Here is a 23,863-nt window from a genome sequence, read left to right as displayed (position 1 = left end):
GGAAAGCTTCATACAGCAAATTTCAGCCTAGCAAGGTGTATGAAGTAGTATAGGTGAGTTGACTGGTGAGGAAGAAAGTAGCATCTTGCCGAAAGCCTACTCATTAGACTTAAGACAGAAAATAGTGGATGCCTACGAAAGGGGTGGTGTGAGTCAAAGTAGTCTTGCCCGACAATTTGGAGTGGCGAAAAGTTTTGTACAAAAGCTCCTCGACCAAAAACGACTGACAGGGTCGATTGCTCCGAAAAAACGAAGCCAACAAACACCTCCCAAATTAAACGAAGAGCATCAAACAATATTGCGCCAGTTGCTCACCAAGAAAAACGATGCGACGCTAGCGGAACTATGTGATGAGATGGAGAAACGCACTGGTCTCCGTGTGGCCAATAGCACCATGCATCGCACCTTAAGAAGAATGGGATATAGCCTCAAAAAAAACATTCTATCCAGACCTTAAGGCGACAAAACGAGTGCAACAAGCCAGATATGATTTTTGGCAGAAAATGCAAGCGACTCTAGCGAAAAACTTGATTTTTATCGATGAATCGGGCGTGAACTTAGCCATGACAAGACTGAGGGCACGTTCTGAGAAAGGGAAACGAGCTTATAGTCCGAAATCCAGTAAACGAGGCAAGAATGTTTCTTTGATTGGAGCATTAGGCTTCAAGGGAATGGTCGCTAATTATCATCTGCTGGGGAGTACGGATGGATTAACCTTTGAAGCATTCATCAGCCAGAAGTTAATACCAAACTTATGGGCGGGAGCATGTGTGGTGATGGATAACTGTTCGATTCATTTAGGAGAGTCAGTACGCACAATGATTGAGGCCGTGGGAGCTAAGTTGATTTACCTTCCTCCCTATTCTCCAGATTTTTCACCCATTGAAAATTGCTGGTCAAAGTTGAAAAGTACCTTGAAAAGTATCGGGGCAAGAACTTATCTAGCTCTAGACAAGGCAATTGAGGTAGCTTTTTCCAAGATTACCCTTGATGATATTCGATGCTGGTTTACACATTGCTGCTATTGCACCTCACTCGACTAGAAATTGCTATATGAAGAGTTTGAAACTTTGCTTAGGGAATAATTCAAGTCAGTAACTTCAAAGCAGTTATGTCCCTTAATCGATGAATTAATGGCTTTGAGCGATCGCCAATTCTCCTTCCGCATCTCCGAACTCTAATACTGCGGTTAGTGATGCGGGGACGATCGCCGATAACTCTTCAATACCCAATTCTGAAAATGTGGTTAATGATGCGGGGGCGATCGCTGACACCACCAGCACCACCACGGAAACAAATGGGACATCCACAGAACCTAGCACTGCGGCTCAAAATACTAGCGATGAGTCAACTTCCAGTGATACAAACTCCCCATCTAATTCAAACGCAACCATTGCTGTCAACACTTCAGACAACAGCAGTACAAACTCATCTTCATCCAGTGCTTCTGCTAATACCACTCAAAGTGACAGCGAAGGTATGTCTGTTGAGGCAGCCCAAGATCAGCTCAAAAAGGTCCAAGATGCCACAGGAATAACGCCTGTAATTCTCCATGCCATTTTCACACCGACCGAAGGCGAGCTCGAAAATAAAGATCAGCTCCAATTAATTTTGACGCCACCAGAGGGAGAGGCTCTAATTTATCGCATTGATGTGACGAGGGCAGAAGTCTATCGCACCGTAACCAACCTCACAAACACAGTTACAAATCGACGTTTTCCCACAGTTTACAAACGGCCACTCTATCAGTGGCTCATCGAACCCCTACAAGCAGATCTGGAACTTCTCGGTATAGAACATATTGCTCTCTCAGTAGACCAAGGTTTGCGTTCACTTCCCTGGTCAGTCCTCAGTGATGGTAACGAGTTTCTCATCGAAAACTACAGCCTCTCACTCATGCCTTCTCTGGCCTTAACCAATCTGGAATACACTGACATCCGAGACCTTGATGTATTGGCGATGGGTGCAAATACCTTTAGCGATGCTGACCCACTTCCAGCAGTACCAATTGAACTGGATATTGTCAGCAATATTGTGTGGGAAGGGAAAGCCTATTTAAACGAAGAATTTTCGACTGATAACCTCAAAATGATTCGCAGTGAAGTGCCCTATCGTCTCGTTCATTTAGCAACTCACGGCGAATTTAAACAAGGCTTGCCCAGCGACTCTTTTATCCGTTTTGGGGAGCAAAAATTGGGTTTAAACGAGTTGCGAGAATTAGGATTGCATAAACCACCAGTCGAACTTATGGTGCTCAGTGCTTGCCGTACAGCAATTGGCGACTACGAAGCAGAGCTTGGATTTGCAGGATTGGCGGTGATGGCTGGAGTAAAAGCTGCAATGGGCAGCCTCTGGTACGTTTCTGACGAAGGAACCCTTGGTTTGATTGCCGATTTCTATCAGCAACTACGGGAACAACCCATCAAATCCGAAGCTCTCCGCCAAACCCAACTAGCGATGATTCGCGGAGAAATTGAGCTAAAGGATGGCGAATTACTCACTTCAAAGCAAGCTTTTCCTCTAACTGAAGAACTTGAGGATTTGGGCGATCGCCAACTTTCTCATCCCTACTACTGGAGCTCATTTGTGATTATCGGAAATCCTTGGTAATCTCCACACCCGAAAGCCGCACACAAATAGACTCTAAATAATAGAGAAAAAAGAGTTTCTTTAGAATTTCTTTATTATTGTAGAATTATCATACATAGCCATTCCCAATAAGAACTGAAGACTCCTCTTATTGAGAGAAGACCTAGGGTGGTCTACAACAAATCAGTTCCAGCAAAATATCGAAAACTTATTTTCCTCGCCAAATCTTTCCGAAGAATGCATCGATTTCTCGGGACTATTAGTCATTGCGGAACAGAAACATACGTTATCCCTTTTCTCTTATGGAGATTCCAAACTGTGGAGTATTCGAGAAAGTTACGATGCCTGATTTTGCTAACTAGTCTAGGCATTAGTTTGCCTGCTGCATCACAGCCGATCACAGCCATAGACGGAGGCACTGGCACGACAGTCATTTCATCTGGTGATCAATGGGATATTGGCGGTGGCACTTTATCGGGGGATGGTCAGAATTTATTTCATGATTTTGAGCGATTTGGATTAGAGTCCGGGCAGACTGCAAATTTCTTGTCACAGCCAGATATAGCCAATATTCTGGGACGAATTAGTGGTGGTGAAACCTCATTTATTGATGGCTTGCTACAAGTTTCAGGGAGCAACGCCAACCTTTATTTACTTAATCCCGCCGGAATCATTTTTGGAGGCAACGCTAGTCTTAATGTTGGCGGCGATTTTACTGCAACGACAGCAACGGGAATTGGGTTTGGAGAAGATCAGTGGCTCAATGCCTTTGGAAATGTTGAGTATGAGTTTCTCAATGGTTCTCCTACACAACTTGCCTTCGATTTAGAGCAATCAGCGCCAATTATTAATACTGGCAATCTATCAGTGACGAGAGAGTCAAACCTGAGTTTAGTGGCAGGTTCTGTAAATAATCAAGGACGAATCACCAGTGCATCGGGGTTCGTGAACATTGTCGGTGTTGAAGGTCAAAATACTGTTCGAATTACGCAACCCCACAATATTCTGACTTTGGAAGTTGAACCCCCTCGCGATAGTGCAGGTCTGCTATTACCCATCACAGCAGCAGATTTGCCGGAGTTGTTGACTTCCAGCACTCAGCAACAAGACTATCTCGTCAATGGTGCTGATGGAGAATTGGCGCTACTCAATGCACCGGGATTAATCACTAACGACGGCACTCTCCAAGGTCAGACAATAAACATTGATGGCAGAACACTTCTCAATCGAAATGTCATCAATGTCAATGGTACTAATGGCGGCACAGTTGATATTCAGACGCAATATTTCTCGAATAGTGCAGGGGGTGAAATATTAGCGGATGGTACCGAAGGAGATGGCGGTATTGTATCTATTGAGTCAGAGCAGAGCATTATATTTACAGCTGATAGTCGTTTCTCTGCAAAAGGGAATTTCAGTGGTGGCTCAATATCCCTCAATGTAGGCGAAAGTGGCAATCAACTCATATCGGGCACAATTAATGTTTCTGGTGAAAACGGAGCTGGTGGGGAAGTCACAATCACTGGCGATCGCCTCGGCATTTTTGGCGCAAAGATTACCGCTGATGGTGCAACAGATGGCGGAGAAATTCTAATCGGTGGAGATTACCAAGGCTCAGGAGATTTACAGCGGTCATCTACTACCACGGTGGGCTTAAATTCTGAAATTACAGCTAATGCACTCACTGATGGCGATGGAGGTAAAGTTGTTCTCTGGTCTGATGGCATCACAAACTTCGGTGGAGCAATTGAAGCAAAGGGCGGAGCAATCAGCGGTGATGGTGGTTTGGTCGAAGTTTCTGGCTTAGGAGGAGGAACATTTGCTGGAGAAGTCGATGCATCCGCACCCAATGGAGAAGCCGGAAATTTACTCCTCGACCCGAAAAATATTGATATTACCGATGGCGGAATTGCACAGGAAGGGTGGAGTTTAGCGCAAACATTTACGAGTCCTAACCCTGCCTTCAATGATCAAGCAGGTCTCGGCATCGCATTAGATGGCGATAATATTCTCCTCGGTGTTTATCTCGATGACACAGGAGCTCCAGATGCAGGGGCTGCCTATTTGTTCAATACTGATGGCACTTTACTTCAAACTTTTAACAATCCCACACCTGCTAATGGTGATCTTTTTGGTCAGTCTCTAGCAATTGAAGACAACGATATTCTGATCTCAGCCCGAGCTGATGACACAGGAGCAGTAGATGCCGGGTCAGTCTATTTGTTTGATACGAACGGCGTTCTACAGAGAACTTTCAATAATCCTATACCTGGAGGCTATGAATTTGGATTTAGCTTAGCCAAAGATGGAGATAATGTCTTAATTTTTTCTTATGTAGGAACCAACGATGGCGAAGTAGCACTCTTTGACATCGATGGAACTCTATTACGCACCTATACAAACCCTAGTCCAGCTGCATTTGATAACTTTGGTCGCCAGTTATCAATAAGTGGAACAAATGTTCTTTTGGCATCCGAAACCGATGATACTCTCGGATTCGATATAGGACAGGCTTACCTCTTTGATACTAGTGGCAGTTTATTGCGCACATACAACAACCCAAACCCAGCACCCAATGCCAGTGACAATTTTGGTCGCGCATTGGCTATAGAGGGAGATAATCTTCTCATTGCGGCTTGGCGTGATGATACAGATGCAATAGATGCTGGAATCGCTTACTTATTTGATACGAATGGTAATTTGTTGCAGACATACAACAATCCAAATCCCGCCTTTGAAGATAATTTTGGTATCACCCTAGATATTGATGGGGACAACATTCTTATTGGCTCCCAACGTGACGATATCGGAGCTACGGATACAGGCTCTGCCTATCTGTTTGATAGGGCTAGTGGAAATTTACTACAAACCTTTAATAATCCCAACCCGGCAAACGCAGATTTGTTTGGTCGAGCTGTCGCGATAGATGGCACCAATATCCTTATTGGCGCCATCTTGGACGATGTTGGAGCTGTAGATTCCGGAGCAGCCTACCTATATAGCTTAGATACAACTCCGACTCTTTTTAACGATAATCCAGACGGTAGTTTCACCTTTGATGCCGATCTAATTACCAATGTCACAAACACTGGCACCGCCTTTTCCCTCCAGGCAAACAACGACATCTCCATTAATGAATCAATCATCAGCAATAATCCCGTTGGTGACGGTGGGGCTCTTACCTTTCAAGCTGGCCGCAGTATCATCATTAACGCCAATATTTTTACGGACAATGGCAGTCTCACATTAACCGCAAATGATCCGAATGCTCTACTAACCTCTCGCGATGCCGGTAGTGGAGACTTAACTATTGCTTCCGGGGTGACACTCGATACTGGTAATAGCGTAATGAATCTTTCGGGAGAAACGCTTTCGGGTGATGGCAACCTTCAAAGTACATTCGGAAATATTAATCTCAACTTTAGTGATACGAGTTCTGTGGATTCCGTTATTACTGCCGGAGGGAATGTCGATATTAGTGCGACCAATAACCTAGCAGTTAATAGTATTACGACGGCAGGTGGAAACATCAATCTCACAAGTAGTCTTGGGGAAGTAATCGCTGGAACTCTGAATACCTCCAGTGGCAAAGGAGGCAACGTATCGCTCATTGCGCAAGAAGCCGTCACAACAGGAACCATTAATACGAATGGCACTACTGGTAATGGGGGAAATGTTTTTATTGATCCAATAGGAGATGTAGAAGTTGCTTATATCGATGCCCAAGGGGGAAGTGGTGGAATTGGGGGCACAGTGGACATCACGGCAGGACAATATTTTCGCGCAACTGGGACATTTATAGATCAGAATGGACAGCCTGCAAGTATTGCAACCATCGGTAGTTTAGGTAATGGTTCAGTCACTATCAGGCATGGTGGCCAAGGAGTGATTCCCTTTGAAATTGGGAATTCAAGTACCAATGGCACAGCAGGAATAATTAGCAGCGGTGCTTTTAGTTTTTTGCTTTCGGAATCATTTCTATCCTCGATAACAAGAGGGGATTTGATCTTGAGCACAACTTCCTCTGCCACTCCTCAACCAACTACACCACCTTTAATCTCAACACCCTTAGTCACAAACCCTGTCCTAAGTTTTGATTTCTCGAATATCACCCTGGATTTAGATGATTCTATTTCTAAAATTCAAGAAGGAGTTGATCCGACTTTTCAAGATGCAATAGTCTTCGTTCCTCTGTCAAAAGTCAAGATTCAAGAGAATTCATCAGTGATTGCGGAACGAGCCGATAATTTTTTCACTAGTGCTTTTAATAATTATTTTGCCTCGGGTAAAACTGCCACAGCGCAAACATCAAATATTGCGACGAATAATACCAATAATGGTTCTGGGGCGATCGCCAATAATTCTTCTACACCGACCTCCAGTAATACGATTAGTAATGGAGGGGCGATCACCAACAGTATTGCAACAACAGATTCTTCATCCTCTGCCTCGACTCAGTCTAATGGATTTACTAATGACCCGAATACAATTACTGATGGCACCACTCAGGCTAATGCTGCAACCAACACACCGGCAGAAGAGTATCACTCAGAAAGCAATAGCACCATAGCCTCAACTGCCAATGAGGAAATCACAGAAAGCAGCTCTGGCAAAACTTCACTGAATGACGAAACTTCACCAAACGCGAGCAATCCTTCTGGTTATAGCGGCATTGATTTACAACAATCAGGGACCTCATCCAACGCAATAGATGAGGAAGAATTATCCACTGCGGCCAAGACAGCAGATGATGACGATGATGACGATGAGGGATTATCCATTGCAGAAGCCCAAGCTCAATTCAGAAAAGTCCAAGATTCAACAGGTATAACGCCAGCAATTATCCACGCTATTTTCATCCCCACGAAAGGCGAACTCAAAAACAAGGATCAACTCCAACTAATCTTGACGCCTACTGAAGGAGAACCATTGGTCTTTCGTGTCGATGCCACAAGAGAAGAAGTTTATCGTCTAGTAGCAAAATTACATCGAGCCGTTTCCAACCAACGTTTGCCAGCATCTCAGATTTGGAAACCCTCTCAAAAACTTTATCAATTACTCATCGAGCCTCTGCAAGCTGATTTAGAACGTTTAAATATCGAGCATATTGCGTTGTCCGTCGATCATGGACTGCGATCACTTCCTTGGGCTGTATTGAATGATGGCACAAACTTTTTGGTTGAAGACTATAGTTTGTCTCTAATGCCATCTTTGATGCTTACTAATCTGGAATATACAGATGTCCGCAATCTAGACATTCTTGCTATGGGAGCTAGTGAATTTGCCGATGCGAGCCCTCTACCAGCTGTCCCGCTCGAACTCAATATCGTGAGTGACGTGCTTTGGGAAGGGCAATCATATCTCAATGACGGCTTTTCCATTGACAATCTCAAAACCATTCGTAATGAAATCCCGTATCGCCTTCTCCATCTCGCAACTCATGGTGAATTTAAGCAAGGTTTACCCAATAATTCATACATTCAATTTGGAGACCAAAAATTAGGACTTAACGAATTGCGAGAATTAGGGCTCCATAAGCCACCTGTAGAAATGATGGTACTTAGCGCCTGTAAAACAGCCATTGGTGATTATGAAGCAGAGTTAGGTTTCGCAGGCTTAGCGGTGATGGCAGGAGTGAAATCGTCGCTGGGAAGCCTATGGTACATCTCCGACGAGGGCACGTTGGGATTGATCGCAGATTTCTATCAGCAGTTACAGGAAGCACCGATTAAGTCAGAGGCATTACGGCAGACCCAACTGGCAATGCTGCGGGGTGATGTGCAGCTTAAAGCCGGGGAGTTAGTCACTTCAAATCAATCTTTCCCACTCACTGACGAACTAAAGGAATTCGGCGATCGCCAACTGACTCACCCCTACTATTGGAGCTCTTTCGTAATCATCGGAAACCCTTGGTAAATCAAGAGAACCATCTCAAATCCAAAGCAAATCTAAAGCCTTATGAGAACAGCTTTACAAAACTAAATATTTTCGTTAACATAACCACATACATAAAAAACAGTTCTGAATTTATTCGGAACGTACCTTGAAAATTTCATAGCAATCATAAACATATGACTACTACTATCCAGCAAAGCAGCAATGCTTCTTTGTGGGAGAAGTTCTGTCAGTGGATCACTAGCACCGAGAACCGCATTTATGTCGGTTGGTTCGGCGTTCTCATGATCCCTACTCTTCTCACTGCAACAACTTGCTTCATCATTGCGTTCATCGCAGCTCCTCCCGTTGACATCGACGGTATTCGTGAGCCCGTAGCAGGTTCTCTTCTTTACGGTAACAACATCGTCTCTGGTGCTGTTGTTCCTTCTTCTAACGCAATTGGTCTCCACTTCTACCCCATCTGGGAAGCTGCTTCTCTTGATGAGTGGTTGTACAACGGTGGCCCTTACCAGTTGGTAATCTTCCACTTCCTCATTGGCGTTTTCTGCTACATGGGTCGTGAGTGGGAACTTTCCTACCGTCTCGGTATGCGTCCTTGGATCTGTGTTGCTTTCTCTGCTCCCGTAGCAGCTGCAACTGCAGTCTTCATGATTTACCCCATCGGTCAGGGTTCTTTCTCTGATGGTATGCCTTTGGGTATCTCTGGTACGTTCAACTTCATGATCGTATTCCAAGCTGAGCACAACATCCTCATGCACCCCTTCCACATGCTCGGTGTGGCTGGTGTCTTTGGTGGTTCTTTGTTCTCCGCTATGCACGGTTCTCTCGTTACTTCTTCTCTCGTTCGTGAAACAACTGAGACTGAGTCCTTGAACTACGGTTACAAGTTTGGTCAAGAGGAAGAGACTTACAACATCGTTGCAGCTCACGGCTACTTCGGTCGTTTGATCTTCCAATACGCTTCCTTCAACAACAGCCGCTCCTTGCACTTCTTGCTTGGTGCATGGCCTGTAGTTGGAATCTGGTTCACTGCTCTTGGTGTATCCACCATGGCATTCAACCTCAATGGTTTCAACTTCAACCAGTCTGTTCTTGACAGCCAAGGTCGTGTAATCAACACTTGGGCTGACATTCTTAACCGTGCAAACCTCGGTTTTGAAGTAATGCACGAGCGTAACGCTCACAACTTCCCTCTCGATTTGGCTGCTGGCGAGCAAGCTCCTGTTGCTCTTCAAGCTCCCGCTATCAACGGTTAATATCCGCAAGGATTTAATCTAGTCGAAAGGCTTAGTTGAAATGCAAATTAATTTGATTGCTCTGAAAAGACAATAGAATACTTTTGCTAAGCAAGAACCCTCATCCGTAACGATGGGGGTTTTTGCTTTTTCGATATTTTTTCAAAAACCAGATCAAGCACTATGGCGATCGCCAGATAACAGGTGACAGCTTGAAATAAAAATTGTTTAACCGAAAATAGCACTCACTACGACATTAGTGCTGAAGAACATTGAACTAATCAATAGCAAAAGAATACGAGAACTCGCTAAAGGAATGGTACCCCTAACCAAGATTAAGAGCACCATGATGAGCATCTAGAAATCATTTGCTAATCTATCGCATTACAAAGCCAAATAAAAGCTCTTAAGTGAGAAATATTATTATATTAATATCCGATTTCTTGATAGAGATACTGAATTCAAACTATTTCAGACGCAAACATTTATTGGTTACCAATTCTATTTCCTGATATACACGGGTGCCAATCTTTTTCCCTCTATACTCTAAATCTCTTTCTAAATAAGATTTTCAAGACAATCCCGCCCATTCCTTTTCGCACAAAACCTCCAACAGAGCAAAGTAAGCCCCGCTCCCAAAAAGCTCTCAATATAAGTTAATGTTTTTCTTAATGCGAAAGATTCTGATGTATTGTGAGATCACTTTATTGAAAATAAAGGTCAATAAAGAGTCTGAGACTATGTTCTGCTCACAGTGGAATGCACAAAGCCATTTGAGTTTTGTGATGTTTTGGGCTTTGACTATAAGGAGCTGATATGGCTGTAAATGGACTCTTCTGGAATCCCTTTATGCGATCGCTGGGCTGGTCTTTTAGGGAAACATCTGAGACACAGATTTCTTTGTTCTCAGGTAATGACCAATTTAAAGATCTCTCTGGTCGTTTATTAGGGGCACACGTTGCTCATGCAGGTTTAATTGTGCTGTGGGCAGGGGCAATGACACTGTTTGAACTGTCTCGCTTCGACCCGACAGTGCCAATGTTTGAGCAAAATCTAATTTTGTTACCTCACCTCGCTACGTTAGGTTTTGGGGTTGGTGCTGAAAGGGTGATCATTGATACTTATCCCTACTATGTCATCGCTATTTTGCATCTTGTCAGCTCTGCGGTATTGGGAGCAGGCGGGTTATACCATGCGGTTCTGGGTCCTGAGAAACTCAGTGAACAGGCTTTCGGATATGACTGGAAAGATGGCGGCAAGATGACGTCAATTCTTGGCATTCACTTGGTAATGCTAGGCATTGGTGCTTTGTTACTTGTTCTGAAGGCAACGCATTTTGGCGGTATCTATGATCCGCTCGTTAATGATGTTCGTCTCATTAATCCGAATTTAGATCCTGCACGTATTTTTGGGTATTTGTTTGGTCTTGATGGTACTGGCTGGAATATTGCTGGTTTAGCGAGCGTCAATAATCTCGAAGATGTGATCGGTGGCCATGTCTGGGTCAGTGTTCTCTGCATTGGTGGTGGTATTTTTCACATCGTCACTGAGCCATTCGCTTGGGCAAAGGAAAGATTAGTTTGGTCTGGTGAGGCTTATTTGTCTTATAGCTTGGGCGCTTTGGCGATCGCCGGATTCAGTGTTGCAGTGTTTGTTTCCGTGAATGAAGTTGCTTACCCAAGCATATTTTATGGCGAAGTAGATGCGATCGCCTCAACTCGAGCCGCTTTATCTAGTGTCCATGCAGCCTTTGGATTTCTGGCATTGCTCGGACATTTATGGCATGCATATCGGGCCATATGTGAAAAGCAAGGTGAGCCTCAAGGCACATTCTTTGATTTCGCAGCAGATCGGCAGCCTAGCACCGTCACTAGTTCGAATTAAGTGCAAGGTTTTTCAACCAATGAGTTGAATGTTGGGCTATTTCTAGCAGCATTCCATCACATCCAGTTTTTACAAATTTTCTATATGAAAGGAGGACTCTGTCATGGCGATCGCCGCAGACAGTATTAACTCACAAATTCCATGGCGAGCCGGAAATGCACGGCTAGTCGATCTTTCCGGTAAATTACTTGGTGCCCATGTGGCCCATGCTGGTCTTATCGTGCTTTGGGCAGGCGCAATCACATTGTTCGAGCTCAGTAATTTTGATACATCCCAGTCAATGTTTGAGCAAGGTTTGATTGTCCTGCCGAACCTCGCAAGATTGGGTATTGGAGTTGGCGAAGGCGGTATGGTGACGGATACCTATCCCTACTTTGTCATTGGTGCAATTCACCTCATTAGCTCTGCATTCCTCGGTGCTGGCGGAATTTTTCATGCTCTTAAAGGACCCGAAAAGCTAGAAAGAACTTCTGGATTTTTCGGATATAAGTGGGACGATACCGATAAGATGACCACTATTTTGGGTATTCATCTTGTTTTATTAGGCGTTGGTGCTTTTATGCTTGCGGCTAAAGCAATGTTCTTTGGCGGTTTGTATGACTCCAGCATTGAAAATGTACGCATCATCACCGATCCAACCCTAAGCCCAGCGAAAATCTTCGGATATTTCTTGGGTACAGAAGGTAACTTTTGGTTAGCGGGCGTTGACAGCTTAGAAGATGTTGTTGGTGGTCACATCCTTCTTGGTTTGACCTTGATTGCTGGTGGTTTCTGGCATATCAAATCAAAGCCACTGTCATGGACAAAAAATCTATTTGTATGGTCCGGTGAAGCTTATCTTTCTTACAGCATTGGGGCAGTCAGTTTGATGGCATTCATTGCCACCTTATTCGTCTCAGTTAATTCTCTTGTTTTCCCCACAGAATTTTTTGGCCCAACATTAACCCTTAACTTTGACCGCTTCCCGGTATTCCTTAGTCCTGACGGCGTCAATACAAGTCGTGTTTGGTTGGCGAATGCTCATTTTTGGCTTGGTTTCTTCTTCTTACAGGGACATATTTTCCATGCACTCCGGGCAGCTGGTTACAGCTTTAAGGAAGGTCGTGTGATCGAATCTACTCGTGGAAAGGCTGCTTAATTATGACAACAACAATTGATAAAAATCCGCTTCAGCCGCTCGGGTTTACGGCAGATAAAGCGGATCCGAATGCATTCGTTGCAACCTCTCAAGATCCTTATTCTTGGTGGGCGGGGAATTTTCGCTTTGCAAATCTCTCCGGTAAACTCCTCGGTGCCCATGTGGCCCATGCTGGTTTGATTGTCTTGTGGGCTGGGGCAATGACACTCTTTGAGCTGTCTCGCTACGATGCCAGTTTGCCGATGTACGATCAGGGCTTTGTGTTGTTGCCCCACATCGCAGCATTGGGTATTGGTGTGGGTGCTGATGGTGCCATTGTGAATACCTATCCTTATTTTGTGATCGGTGCAGTTCATCTCATCAGTTCTGCTTTTCTCGGTGCAGGTGGTATTTACCATGCTGTTTTAGGGCCTGAGAAGCTTGATATTAAAGGCTTTGGTTACAAATGGGAAGATGGCCAAAAAATGACCAGTATTCTCGGTATTCACCTTGTCCTGTTAGGTATTGGGGCATTATTCCTTGCCCTCAAGGCGAGTCTATTCGGAGGTCTCTATGATCCGGCGATCGCCGATGTACGGTTAGTGACAGATCCAACCTTTAATCCGCTACGCATCTTTGGATATGTCGTTGGTATTACACCTGATGGTTGGACACTCCAGGGAATGGCTGCGGTTAATAACCTTGAGGATGTTGTCGGTGGACATGTCTGGATCGGTGCGATCTGTGTTGTCGGTGGTCTCTGGCATATTCAAACCGAGCCAACAAAATGGGCAAAAGGTTTATTTGTCTGGTCTGGAGAAGCATACCTCGCCTATAGTCAAGCGGCGATCGCCTACATGGGATTTTTCGCAGCTTATTTTGTGTGGGTGAATGACACTGTTTTCCCTGAAGTTTTTTATGGTCCCGTCGGTACAACCACAGCCCACGGCATCATTACACCCCGAACTTGGTTAATGCTGTTCCAATTGATTTTTGCTTGTTTGCTGATGGCGGGTCACTTCTGGCATGGTCTTCGTTCTCGGGCGATCGCCGCAGGTTACAGCTTTAGCAAAATGAGCTTTAATCCCGATGCACTCTATGGTGATCGGCAATTTAGCGGTGATGCCACTGTGCTTGAAGGCCTTGTATTGCCTCCTCAAAATGACCCACAGCTCGGCACATTCGATACACCGATTACGGCTAGTCCCCTGACTAAAACTTGGATTAAAAATCTACCAATCTATCGTGATGGCCTTGCACCGATTGTCAGAGGTCTCGAAATTGGCATGGCTCACGGTTACTTTTTGCTCGGCCCTTTCCTCAAGTTAGGCCCATTGCGTGATAGTGATCAGGCCTTTATCGCTGGAGAAGGTAGTGCGATCGCCCTCGTTGTGATTTTGAGCTTCGGTCTATTCCTCTACGGAATGGCGATGTTCCAAGAGCGCGAAGCACCAATAGGAGTCTTGCCAGAAAATCTCCAGAACTATAAAGGCTGGAGCTTCTTTACCTCAGGCTTCCTGGTTGGTGGCGTTGGCGGCGCAATCTTTGCAGGATTTGTACTGATGGAAATTGTCCGTGCAGGACTCGTTTAAGCCACGTTTCATTTTTTATAGTTTTTAAGTTTTGCCAATCCATTTGGTCGTAGAGGCAGAGGCAACTTTGTCTCTACAGCCACTTTCTTTTACTTGAACTTTTTAGACATTCACATTTTTCCCATGACTATTCCTACACTGGCATACAATCCCACAAGTCGAAATCACAGGGTCAAAAGTTTTGATAAGCAGTGCGGCGAAGAACAGCCGATCCAATACACACTCGAAACCTCACCCTCCAATGCAGAACTGGACAACATGATTCGGGTTGCTTATCGTCAAATTTTCAACGAGCAACAACTGCTCAAAATCACTAGACAAAGGGAACTCGAATCGCAGCTACGTAATCGGCAAATTACGATGCGTGATTTTATTCGTTGTCTCCTTTTATCAGATTCATTTCGCCACCTAAATTTCGATACCAATAGTAACTATCGTTTTGCAGAGATCTGTATCCAGCGGGTGTTGGGTCGAGCTGTTTATAACGAGCAAGAGAAATTATCTTGGTCAATTGTGCTGGCAACTAAAGGGATCCAGGGCTTTGTTGATGCGCTGCTCTCAACAGATGAATATTTAGAGGCTTTTGGTGAAGATACAATTCCCTACCAACGCCGTCGGGTTTTACCGCAACATGAAAGCGGGGAATTACCTTTTGCTCGGATGGCTCGCTATGACAGCAACCACCTCGATCAGCTTTATCTAACAGGTCAATTGCGGCCAATCAGTCGTGGCCCAATTGATCGTAGTACGGAGATCTATCGTCGTGCTTTAGTCGGTGTTTCGGCAGCTGCAACGGCATTGTTATTAACCACAGTGGTTCTTATCATTTCAGTGTAGTTAGAGCCTAGTTTTCAAGTTTTCTGCGATCGCCTTATTCCAGTAAAGGTATGCTCAAATCGGCGATCGCTTTTCTTATTTTTTCGTACGTCAATTTTGCGAGTGAAATTCAACTATGAGCCAACCTATCGCCGTAGTTTGCGGTTTTTTAGGCGGTACAATTTTATCGGTTCAGGGAGGTTACCGTGTTTTAGAACATCCCCGTCCAGACAAAGTCTTTCCACGTATTTCTGAGGCGCGTTGGTTTCTAGCAGTGCGATGGTGCGATCGCCTTGCTGAGCCCGCTGCTATTTTGACCCATGATGGTCAATTTTCGTTTCAAAACCAAGCAGTACTCTATGATGCCGCAGACTTTTTATTACCGATTGAACGAACTGAAATTTTTCAATATAGCAGCCAGTTAAATCTTGGTGAAAGCGCCACTTATACAGTGACTGTCACCGGTGATCGTCCTGCATTGCAAGTACAACTCATGCCCTTAGAAATCGATCCGCGTTATGGCCGAGTAACGCTGGTATGGCAAATGACACAGACTGCGGCGATCGCTTAATTATTGTAGTTACGAAAAAGAATGAATCTAGGCTTAGTACTTTACTCTCACAATTTCAAACGATTAGCGAAATTTTATAAATTTGTTTTCCGCTTGGCGATCGCCGATCAAAATGACGGCCATATACGTTTGGCGAATGATCAAATGGAATTAGTCATTCTCCAGGCTCCCCGAAGATTTCAGGATATCTCTGGTACACAACGCATTAATGTTGCGATTAAACCTGTCTTTTTTATTAATGTGCCGCTCGAAAGGGTCAGAGCACGAGCGCTAAAACGTGGTGGTTCCCTCAATGCCGTGACAGCAGAGTGGCAATTTCAGTCGCATACTGTTTGCGATGGCCATGATTGTGATGGCAATATTTTTCAGGTGCGATTTCCTTTACCTGAAGATTGAGTCTTCCTTAATCTTCAGCTCTCTGCCATGACAATTACTGCTTTACTGAGGTTTTTGCCAGACTGTCAGCAATACGCCAAACATTAAATATTCATGGGAGACCGTTTCAAGCCCTGCGATATTACCCATTTCAGTGCGTTCTTGGCGAGAATAAAATCGAATGCCGCCTGGGGAGAAAGGAGTTCCGCTGCCTTGAAATAATTCACCTTTGGCATAGTCCGCTAAATAGAATTTGCCACCAGGTTTAAGAACACGGGCGATTTCTTCTAAGACCTTTTGAGGATTTGGATAGTGGAGAAAGCTAATAGTATTGAAAGCTGCATCAAACGTATTCTCTTCAAAGGGTTGGGATTCTGCGTTGCCTTGTTTGAAGGTTAGGCGATCGCCCCACAGATTTTTCTCTCTCGCTTGCCGCAACATCTCAGGCGATAAATCGAGACCCACTCCCGTCAACTCCGGATAAAGCTTACCCAACCGTTTAAATAATTTCCCTGTGCCACATCCCAGATCGAGAACATGACCATCCACTGGAAAATCAGTATATTCCAACATTCTTTTGTGGACAGCCTGATAAAACGGTGTCGTGAAAATGATGTCGTAGTTTGGGGCCCAGCGGTCAAAAAAAGTTTGTTTTCTATCAAAAAAGAGGCGATCGCCCATCATCCAAAAATCCCACTCAATATTGCTTACGACTTATCCATCATCGTATCTGTAGTCAAAAAAAACTCCCCAGAGAACTGAGGAGAAAATAGACCTTTTTAATTAAAATTTAGACCTTTGAGATTTTATACAAACCACTCATCCATTGCTTCTTCCTTCGTATTGGTATTGCGAGAAGGTGTTTCTCTGTCGAAGGTCATGTGGATAGAACGAGTTTGCTCACCATCTGCCGCCACTGCAACGATTGGGTAATCGATGTTGCCGTCTTGGAAAGACATTTGGAAGCGGAAAGTACCATCGGGGTTGAGCTTAATAGGCTGACCACCAATTGTGACTTCTGCATCAGGCTCAGTCGCACCGTAAACGATGAGTTCAGCATCTGCAACCAACCAGAACTTCCGGGGACGTGCAGGAGGCATAGACGCAAAACCAGCACCAGACATATTGAGACCAGAGACGTTGCTGAGACCAGAAACGTTTGGCACAGCCCACATACCCATGCCAGAAGGGAAGACATAGGAACTGATGGATTCTTGGGGAGGAACAGAACCAGCAACATGCTGCATCGAACCTGCTATGTGACGTCCTTCGAGAGACGACATATCACCAAAGATTTCGTCGTAGATAGCGTTTTTCTTGGATGCTGCCGCTGCTGCCGCTGCTTCCTCAGCTTGCTTCTTCGCAGGGGGAACGAGATTGTAAACCGTCTTGCCTTTAAGATCTTCGTCCCAATTTACGGTGACAAAAACGTCTTCTACCCAGTCACTGGGGTAAACGGGCGGTACACGGATAGTTGTAGATTTCGCAAGGCTTAACCAGCGGCCATCAGCACAGCGGTAACCAATATCAAGAATGTAATCGCGATCACTCACGGGGATGGGGAAATACCATTCACGAGCCATCTCATCACAGAGATATTCCTGCACGTTGTGGGGCGATTGATGGTTAATGTCAATGTCGGTTACGTCATAGAGGCGCAATGCGATTTGTTGACCACCTTGATTGCGGAGGTATTGCTTGTGATCGTTGGGGATGTCCCAGTAAGCGTAAGCCCATTGAGGGTCACGGGGAAGCAAAACGATGCGGCTTTGACCATAACCACCAGGAAGATCACCAAGATCTTCATCAGCTGTTGCTAAATCTGTTTCAACAGGATTGTCTTGACCAAGCTCAAATTTTGCGGCTTCCACTAGGGTTTCCTCCTCTTCACGATTAACGGGATTAACAGTTTCTTCTGTGATTGCTTTCGCGGCTACTGGGCTAGGGCTCGTGTAGTTCGCTTTTTGTTTAACTTCTGCAAGAAGTTGATCCTTACGCATGCGGCTATAGCGACTAATGCCAAGCTTGCTTGCTACTTTACGTAGCTGCCTTAGGGTCATTTCTTCGAAGTTATCTTCGAATCCATTGCTATTTGCGATGGTCATTTGGTTGCTCCTCCGTTGCGCTTCGGATTGAATGTCGATGACGCATAGTTTGACTTCGACGCACGGCGATCGCCTGCTTACAAATGTTGTAACAAAGAACGAGAGTCATGGATCTCCCAATTATCATATATCCCTGACATTCAACGCAAAACCTTCATTTCAGACATTTTTTAAGTCATGAGATTTTAACTTTTGAGTTCATTTGAGTGTTTGTACTCAACGAAAAGTGTTGTGAGATCACAATATTTATCATCGTGAATAGTCAATACTTGGTGAAATTCGGTAATATGACATCGCTCATTTCAGTACAAGGCCAACATGATCCGTCTCGACGAAGTTTCTTCCCATCAGCAGCTTGTAATTACACCGCCTCAGTCTGGCTTGAGCCTTCAAGGAACAGTCACTATTCCTGGTGATAAATCGATTTCTCACCGTGCACTCATGTTGGGGGCGATCGCCGAAGGGGAGACAGTCATCGAAGGATTACTTTTAGGAGAAGATCCTCGGAGTACAGCAGCTTGTTTTTCAGCGATGGGTGCAGAAATTTCAGAGCTCAATTCCACGGAAGTACGAGTAAAAGGCGTGGGTTTAGGTAATCTTCAGGAACCGGACAATGTATTAGATGCCGGAAATTCCGGGACAACGATGCGGTTAATGATGGGTTTACTAGCTTCATCCTCGGATCGATTCTTTGCGGTCACTGGTGATGGCTCATTACGATCCCGGCCCATGTCCCGTGTGGTTAAACCTTTACAAGAGATGGGCGCTCAGATTTGGGGAAAGAAAGGTGGGTCACTCGCTCCCCTCGGTATTAAAGGTACGCAACTTAAAGGAATTCATTACCATTCGCCTATAGCCTCAGCCCAGGTGAAATCATGTGTTTTATTAGCAGGTTTGTTGGCAGAAGGCAAAACAACAGTAACGGAGCCTGCTCTTTCTCGCGATCATAGTGAAAGAATGTTGCGGGCATTTGGCGCAAATTTAGAGATTGACTCCGAAACGAATAGCGTGACGCTTGAGCCTCATCCAACATTAGTTGGCCAAAAGGTGGTTGTGCCGGGAGATATTAGTTCAGCGGCATTCTGGATGGTAGCGTCAGCAATCGTGCCTGATTCAGATTTACTGATTCAAAATGTCGGCGTTAACCCAACTCGTACAGGCATTATCGAAGCGATGCAATTGATGGGGGCAGATATGACTCTTGAGAATTCTCGTGAAGTAGCAGGTGAACCTGTGGCAGATTTGCGGGTGAAATATTCTCAACTTAAAGGTTGCACTATTGGTGGCGAAATTATTCCGCGTCTAATTGATGAAGTACCAATTTTGGCAGTGGCGGCTTGCTTTGCAGAGGGAACCACAATTATCAAAGATGCCGAAGAGCTAAGGGTAAAGGAGAGCGATCGCCTCGCAGTAATGGCAGCAGAACTCGGCAAGATGGGCGCAAATATTATCGAGCATCCCGATGGTTTAGAAATTACGGGTGGTGCCACATTAAATGGTGCAGAAATGGATAGTTATACCGACCACCGCATTGCCATGAGTTTGGCGATCGCCGCGCTGAATGCGAAGAGTGAAACTAAGATTCATCGAGCTGAAGCTGCATCGATTTCCTACCCAACCTTTGTCGATACTCTCAAAGATGTATGTCAGATTGCTTAAATTTTGATGCCTAATTCTGAGACTCTAGCCTTGGTAAATATTGCCCTGAAGCGAAATCTTTTGGGCAAGGCTTTCCACTGCCATTAGCAGCGAATTAGATAAAGCACGTTTTTCCTCAAAGTTTGCCGGGACAAGATTTGAGACACGACCATCTTCCACAAAACCCCATGCCCTTCCCCAGCGATCGCGCCGTTCATTATCGTAAACTCCTATCGCAATCCCTCCACCTTTTCGCACGAGAGAAAAACAAGGAATATCGGTATAGCCATCCCCCACAAAAATCATTTGATTCAAAGGGATACGCGATCGCCCCGAAGGTATTTTTCGATTAACTTCAAAGGGTTTGCCTCGCACCGCATCCGCCGATAAGCCTTTTTTAATGTGAAAAATATAACGAGTTTTATCGGTAAAGCTCACCACTTTCTTCGGGTAGGCGATCGCCTCGTTTTCGTCATAGGAAAAATTTGACGCCCAAATATCATGGAATTCATGGGCAATTTCTGTGTGATGAAGGACATCTTCGATGCCACTACTAATCAAATAAAACTCAATAGAAAGACGTGGGTTAATCTTTTTCGCGTGGTCACGAATCCGCTGAAAAATAGAGTTCACTCCAGTATGAAGCGGTAATTCTTTCCCCCAATCTTGCAATACTTTTTTTGTGATTGTGGGGACTTCACCATTGCGAGATTTTTGGATCATTTTCACAAGATAGGCTGGCACTGGATCCCAGTCATCACGAATCAATGGTTCGACTTCATCACGCCAAAACAGTTCAACATCCACCCCTAATTTCTGTAATAAACCTGAAGTACTATCTGGCGCAAGGGTATCGTCAAAATCGAAAATGACAGCGATAGTTTCTCGCATAATGTCTACTGTATTGATGAATTTTTGAGGAGAAAAAGCCTTATTTCTACAGTTTAACCTTCGCTACTAAGTCGAATCAGGCTGCATAGTAGGAAATACTCAGGCTTACTCATTTTTTCTTGAATTTATGTTCTCGACAGATTTAAAGAAAAGCATTCGGGTCAATTGTGCTGGGAATAGTAGCTGCAGGCACATCATCTCCAGCATCCCGGAAAACGACATTGAGTGCTTCTTGGAGTGTTTTTTCCATCACAATTTGATTGTCATAAACGACGATAACGCGCGCTAAAGTTGGCACACTATTCTCATCTGCTTCAAGGTATAAAGGTTCTACATAAAGTAGCGATTGCTCAATCGGAATCACAAGTAAATTTCCCTGTACAGCTCTCGAACCTTCTCGATCCCAAAGAGATATTTGTTGAGAGATAATCGGGTCTTGTTTAATCAGTGCTTCGATTTGATCAGGGCCATAAATCAGCTTTTGTTTTGGGAATTGGTAGAGCAATAATTTTCCATATTGATCACCGTCAGAACGTCCCGCTAACCATGCAATCAAGTTTGGACGACTGGTGGGTGTGTAGGGATGCAACAGAATAAATTCTTCCGATTCTGCGGTTGGCAAACGCATAATCAGGTAATAGGGAGAAATAGCCTGAGATTCATTACCATAGGTTTCTTTGGGGATCTCCCATTGATCCTCGCGGTTATAGAAAACCTGTGGATCGCGCATGTGATAAGTGAGAAGTCTTTCCGACTGAACGCTAAAGAGATCCTTGGGATAGCGCAAATGATCACGCAATGCTTCCGGTAAATCAGCAAGAGGTCGATAGAGACTCGGAAAGACTTTTTGCCAAGTGCGAATCATCGGATCGCTCGCATCCGCCACATAGAAATTCACGTTGCCGTTATAAGCATTGATTACAACTTTGACTGAGTTGCGAATGTAATTAAAACGGTTCTCCCCCGGATCTGAATAGGGATAATGATCACTTGTGGTGTAAGCATCGAGAATCCAGTACAAATAATTTTTGTCGCCCAGTTTATTGGTCTCTCCTACATCTGCACTCACCAGGTAGGGATCACGGTCAAAATACAAAAATGGGGCGATCGCCCGTACCCGCTCATTAATATTGCGACGCATGAGCAACTTAGTATCTGGGATTAGATCATTTGAGAATAAAATCCGCCAATCCTTGAGATAGCGCGCAAATAAAAGGCGTTTAAACGGATTGCCAAACGTAATGCCGCCCTTGCCATCATAGGTGTTGTAACGATTATCTTCACCACTCGGATAATCCAATTCTTGGAGCTTCGTGGAAGTCATCACATACGTATTTGTCAGCTCACCGTAATAAATACGTGGCTGTCCGATGGGAATCGCATCACGGATTTCCGGCGTGAGAGTCGTTAAATTTCCAGCTTCTGCATCCTCACCAACCCCAATATCCTGCACATAATATTGCGGCAAGCCTGTCTCTTCCGCTTTGTTCACCGGACTAACGGTAAAACCATAACCATGGGTATAAACGAGATGTTCATTTACCCAAGTTTTTGCTTGCTCTGGCACCGCCTCATAATCGAGTTCGCGGGGCGCCATAATCAATTGTTCTTTAGCAAGAGGCATCTCTGGTTCTAAACGGAGAGTGTAGCGATCAATATCTGCGTCAGAAAAACGATAATACAGTCGAATTTGTTGCAATTGACGGTTGGTTTGGAGAACAGGGCGAGTATCCCAAAGCCGAATATTATCGATGGTGAGGTGATTTTTATCGATATCGGCAGCAGTGAGTTGGCCTTCGGGATTAAAGGTTTTGGATTCGATCTGATCTAGGCCAAAGGCATCGCGAGTATATTTAATACTATGTTCGAGGTAAGGGATTTCCCGTACCAATTCGTTTGGCTGCACTATCAATTGCTGGGTACCGGTTTTCAACAAAAGTGCCGCGACCATCACACAGATATAGAGAACCACACCTTTTAAGACTTGAGGTTGTCGACGACGGATCGACACAGTTCGGCGGTAAGGGTAACGCCAAAATTGCACCAAACACCACACGGCGATCGCCACAGCCATCAGCGTGAGGATCTCTTCGGTATGCTGTTCAACCTTGATATTGGTATAGCTGGCACCGTAAACCACCCCGAGTTTGGAGTAGAGCAACTCATAGCGCATCAGCCAATGGCGACCAGCCACCGCTAAAAATAAGAGACCTGAGAGGAAATTCAGATGGCGCAGTTGGGCGGGACTAAAACCAGGGAATTTGCCCTGGGAAAAGCTATTACCAGAAAGCAGATAACTGAGGGTGACACTGATCAGACTGTAGAGAAATAATCCCTCAAACCAAAAATCGAGGATTTGCCATAGGGGCAGAGTAAACACAAAAAAACTAATGTCTTGCCCATAAATTGGGTCTACTTGTCCAAATGGAGTCGCCGACCACCCTTGGAGCACCCGTACCCAATTACTAGAAAGGACAATACCAAAACAGAGGCTCAGAATTACGGCGATCGCCCGCAAAGCCCACCACCGCCGCCAGAGCATCATCGCAAATAAAAACCCTGCAATCCCAATGCGCCAAAATTGCTGTTCGAGCATCGTAAAAATTGACCGAACAGAAACGAGAGCCAAGGGGTCGGGCAATGCTGGTGTAATCAGTGGCAAACTCAAATCGAGTTGTCTCGTTTCCCAAACGACAGAGCCATAATGGAACAAAATCAAGACAATCAGTAGCCCAAAACCCAGCATCAACAACAGTAGCCAACGGAAGCCAATTGTGGGAGACTCAGGAATTTTTGTGTGGTAGGGAATCGGTTGCGGCAGGATTCGTTGCCACCATTTCATCGGGAGACGGGGAACATTTTCGAGACGATCATCTCCCGATTGATCCGGTCGCTCTTTCCAGTCCTGACGATCAACCACTCGATAATTGACCCAGAGAAAACCGAGAGAACTGACAAAACCTAAGCTCCATAAGCCCAGTCGAGTAAACACTTGTTTCACGAAAACGGTTTGGTAGCCGATTTCATCGAACCAAAATTTTTCTGCAAAAAAAGTCGACAGCAGACCGGAGAGTCCCCAAATTACGGCTAAGGAGAGACCCAAATAAATGAAGAGTGACCGTTTTTTTCCCATGTTGCCGATTCTATCGACT

The 23,863-nt window shown here is 44.8% G+C and carries 18 protein-coding genes; 12 read left to right on the top strand and 6 right to left on the bottom strand.

Going from position 1 to position 23,863, the window contains the following annotated elements; genetic code table 11:
- Positions 1-58 precede the first annotated feature (58 nt).
- Together LEPTO7376_RS27045 and LEPTO7376_RS27040 are read left to right on the top strand one after the other, a co-directional pair.
- The gene (locus LEPTO7376_RS27045; protein ID WP_225901096.1) at positions 59-457 is read left to right on the top strand and encodes a transposase; all 399 of its coding nucleotides are present in this window, start codon (positions 59-61) and stop codon (positions 455-457) included.
- A 13-nt stretch (positions 458-470) separates the two neighbouring features.
- Positions 471-1,043, top strand: coding sequence for an IS630 family transposase (locus LEPTO7376_RS27040; RefSeq protein ID WP_041763060.1), 573 nt, complete (start codon positions 471-473; stop codon positions 1,041-1,043).
- 87 nt (positions 1,044-1,130) lie between these two features.
- Here LEPTO7376_RS27040 and LEPTO7376_RS26120 read toward each other — a convergent pair whose 3' ends face one another.
- Complete coding sequence (locus LEPTO7376_RS26120; RefSeq protein ID WP_160148349.1) at positions 1,131-1,310, bottom strand: hypothetical protein; 180 nt, start codon at positions 1,308-1,310, stop codon at positions 1,131-1,133.
- Positions 1,311-1,479: 169 nt separating this feature from the next.
- On the opposite strand from LEPTO7376_RS26120, the gene LEPTO7376_RS00540 reads away from it, so the two are divergent.
- The 9 genes from LEPTO7376_RS00540 to LEPTO7376_RS00500 all read left to right on the top strand — a co-directional run bounded on the left by LEPTO7376_RS00540 (position 1,480) and on the right by LEPTO7376_RS00500 (position 16,098).
- Positions 1,480-2,610 (top strand): CHAT domain-containing protein, encoded by a 1,131-nt coding sequence (locus LEPTO7376_RS00540; RefSeq protein WP_160148348.1) that lies wholly within the window; start codon positions 1,480-1,482, stop codon positions 2,608-2,610.
- Between the two features lie 330 nt (positions 2,611-2,940).
- Entirely contained in the window at positions 2,941-8,505 is a 5,565-nt protein-coding gene (locus tag LEPTO7376_RS24165) for a CHAT domain-containing protein (protein ID WP_216700274.1), read from the top strand.
- 155 nt (positions 8,506-8,660) lie between these two features.
- Complete coding sequence (gene psbA / locus LEPTO7376_RS00530; protein ID WP_015132342.1) at positions 8,661-9,743, top strand: photosystem II q(b) protein; 1,083 nt, start codon at positions 8,661-8,663, stop codon at positions 9,741-9,743.
- A gap of 795 nt (positions 9,744-10,538) precedes the next feature.
- Positions 10,539-11,606, top strand: coding sequence for a chlorophyll a/b binding light-harvesting protein (locus LEPTO7376_RS00525; protein ID WP_015132341.1), 1,068 nt, complete (start codon positions 10,539-10,541; stop codon positions 11,604-11,606).
- Between the two features lie 103 nt (positions 11,607-11,709).
- A complete protein-coding gene (locus tag LEPTO7376_RS00520; RefSeq protein ID WP_015132340.1) occupies positions 11,710-12,744 on the top strand; it encodes a chlorophyll a/b binding light-harvesting protein in 1,035 nt (344 codons plus the stop codon).
- Between the two features lie 2 nt (positions 12,745-12,746).
- The gene (locus tag LEPTO7376_RS00515; RefSeq protein WP_015132339.1) at positions 12,747-14,315 is read left to right on the top strand and encodes a chlorophyll a/b binding light-harvesting protein; all 1,569 of its coding nucleotides are present in this window, start codon (positions 12,747-12,749) and stop codon (positions 14,313-14,315) included.
- Between the two features lie 123 nt (positions 14,316-14,438).
- The gene (locus LEPTO7376_RS00510) at positions 14,439-15,152 is read left to right on the top strand and encodes a phycobilisome rod-core linker polypeptide (protein ID WP_015132338.1); all 714 of its coding nucleotides are present in this window, start codon (positions 14,439-14,441) and stop codon (positions 15,150-15,152) included.
- 115 nt (positions 15,153-15,267) lie between these two features.
- Positions 15,268-15,702, top strand: a complete 435-nt coding sequence (locus tag LEPTO7376_RS00505; protein ID WP_015132337.1) for a hypothetical protein — start codon at positions 15,268-15,270, stop codon at positions 15,700-15,702.
- Between the two features lie 21 nt (positions 15,703-15,723).
- Positions 15,724-16,098 carry a hypothetical protein gene (locus LEPTO7376_RS00500; RefSeq protein WP_015132336.1) on the top strand — a complete coding sequence of 125 codons (375 nt, stop codon included), beginning with the start codon at positions 15,724-15,726 and terminating at the stop codon, positions 16,096-16,098.
- Positions 16,099-16,140: 42 nt separating this feature from the next.
- Here the strand turns inward: LEPTO7376_RS00500 and LEPTO7376_RS00495 are convergent, their stop codons facing one another.
- The 3 genes from LEPTO7376_RS00495 to LEPTO7376_RS28195 all read right to left on the bottom strand — a co-directional run bounded on the left by LEPTO7376_RS00495 (position 16,141) and on the right by LEPTO7376_RS28195 (position 18,291).
- Positions 16,141-16,758, bottom strand: a complete 618-nt coding sequence (locus LEPTO7376_RS00495; RefSeq protein WP_015132335.1) for a class I SAM-dependent methyltransferase — start codon at positions 16,756-16,758, stop codon at positions 16,141-16,143.
- 125 nt (positions 16,759-16,883) lie between these two features.
- Complete coding sequence (locus tag LEPTO7376_RS00490; RefSeq protein WP_015132334.1) at positions 16,884-18,182, bottom strand: DUF4912 domain-containing protein; 1,299 nt, start codon at positions 18,180-18,182, stop codon at positions 16,884-16,886.
- Entirely contained in the window at positions 18,166-18,291 is a 126-nt protein-coding gene (locus LEPTO7376_RS28195; RefSeq protein WP_264308947.1) for a hypothetical protein, read from the bottom strand. The genes LEPTO7376_RS00490 and LEPTO7376_RS28195 overlap by 17 nt, the downstream gene beginning before the upstream one ends.
- A 209-nt stretch (positions 18,292-18,500) precedes the next feature.
- On the opposite strand from LEPTO7376_RS28195, the gene aroA reads away from it, so the two are divergent.
- The gene (aroA, locus tag LEPTO7376_RS00485) at positions 18,501-19,841 is read left to right on the top strand and encodes a 3-phosphoshikimate 1-carboxyvinyltransferase (RefSeq protein WP_015132333.1); all 1,341 of its coding nucleotides are present in this window, start codon (positions 18,501-18,503) and stop codon (positions 19,839-19,841) included.
- Positions 19,842-19,865: 24 nt separating this feature from the next.
- Here the strand turns inward: aroA and LEPTO7376_RS00480 are convergent, their stop codons facing one another.
- Both LEPTO7376_RS00480 and LEPTO7376_RS00475 read right to left on the bottom strand, forming a co-directional pair.
- Positions 19,866-20,711 (bottom strand): HAD family hydrolase, encoded by an 846-nt coding sequence (locus LEPTO7376_RS00480; protein WP_015132332.1) that lies wholly within the window; start codon positions 20,709-20,711, stop codon positions 19,866-19,868.
- Positions 20,712-20,853: 142 nt separating this feature from the next.
- A complete protein-coding gene (locus LEPTO7376_RS00475) occupies positions 20,854-23,844 on the bottom strand; it encodes a UPF0182 family protein (protein WP_015132331.1) in 2,991 nt (996 codons plus the stop codon).
- Positions 23,845-23,863 lie beyond the last annotated feature (19 nt).

Source organism: [Leptolyngbya] sp. PCC 7376, assembly GCF_000316605.1.
GTDB lineage: Bacteria > Cyanobacteriota > Cyanobacteriia > Cyanobacteriales > MRBY01 > MRBY01.
Note: the sequence above shows the minus strand (reverse complement) of the source record. Positions and strands in the feature narration are given on the sequence as shown.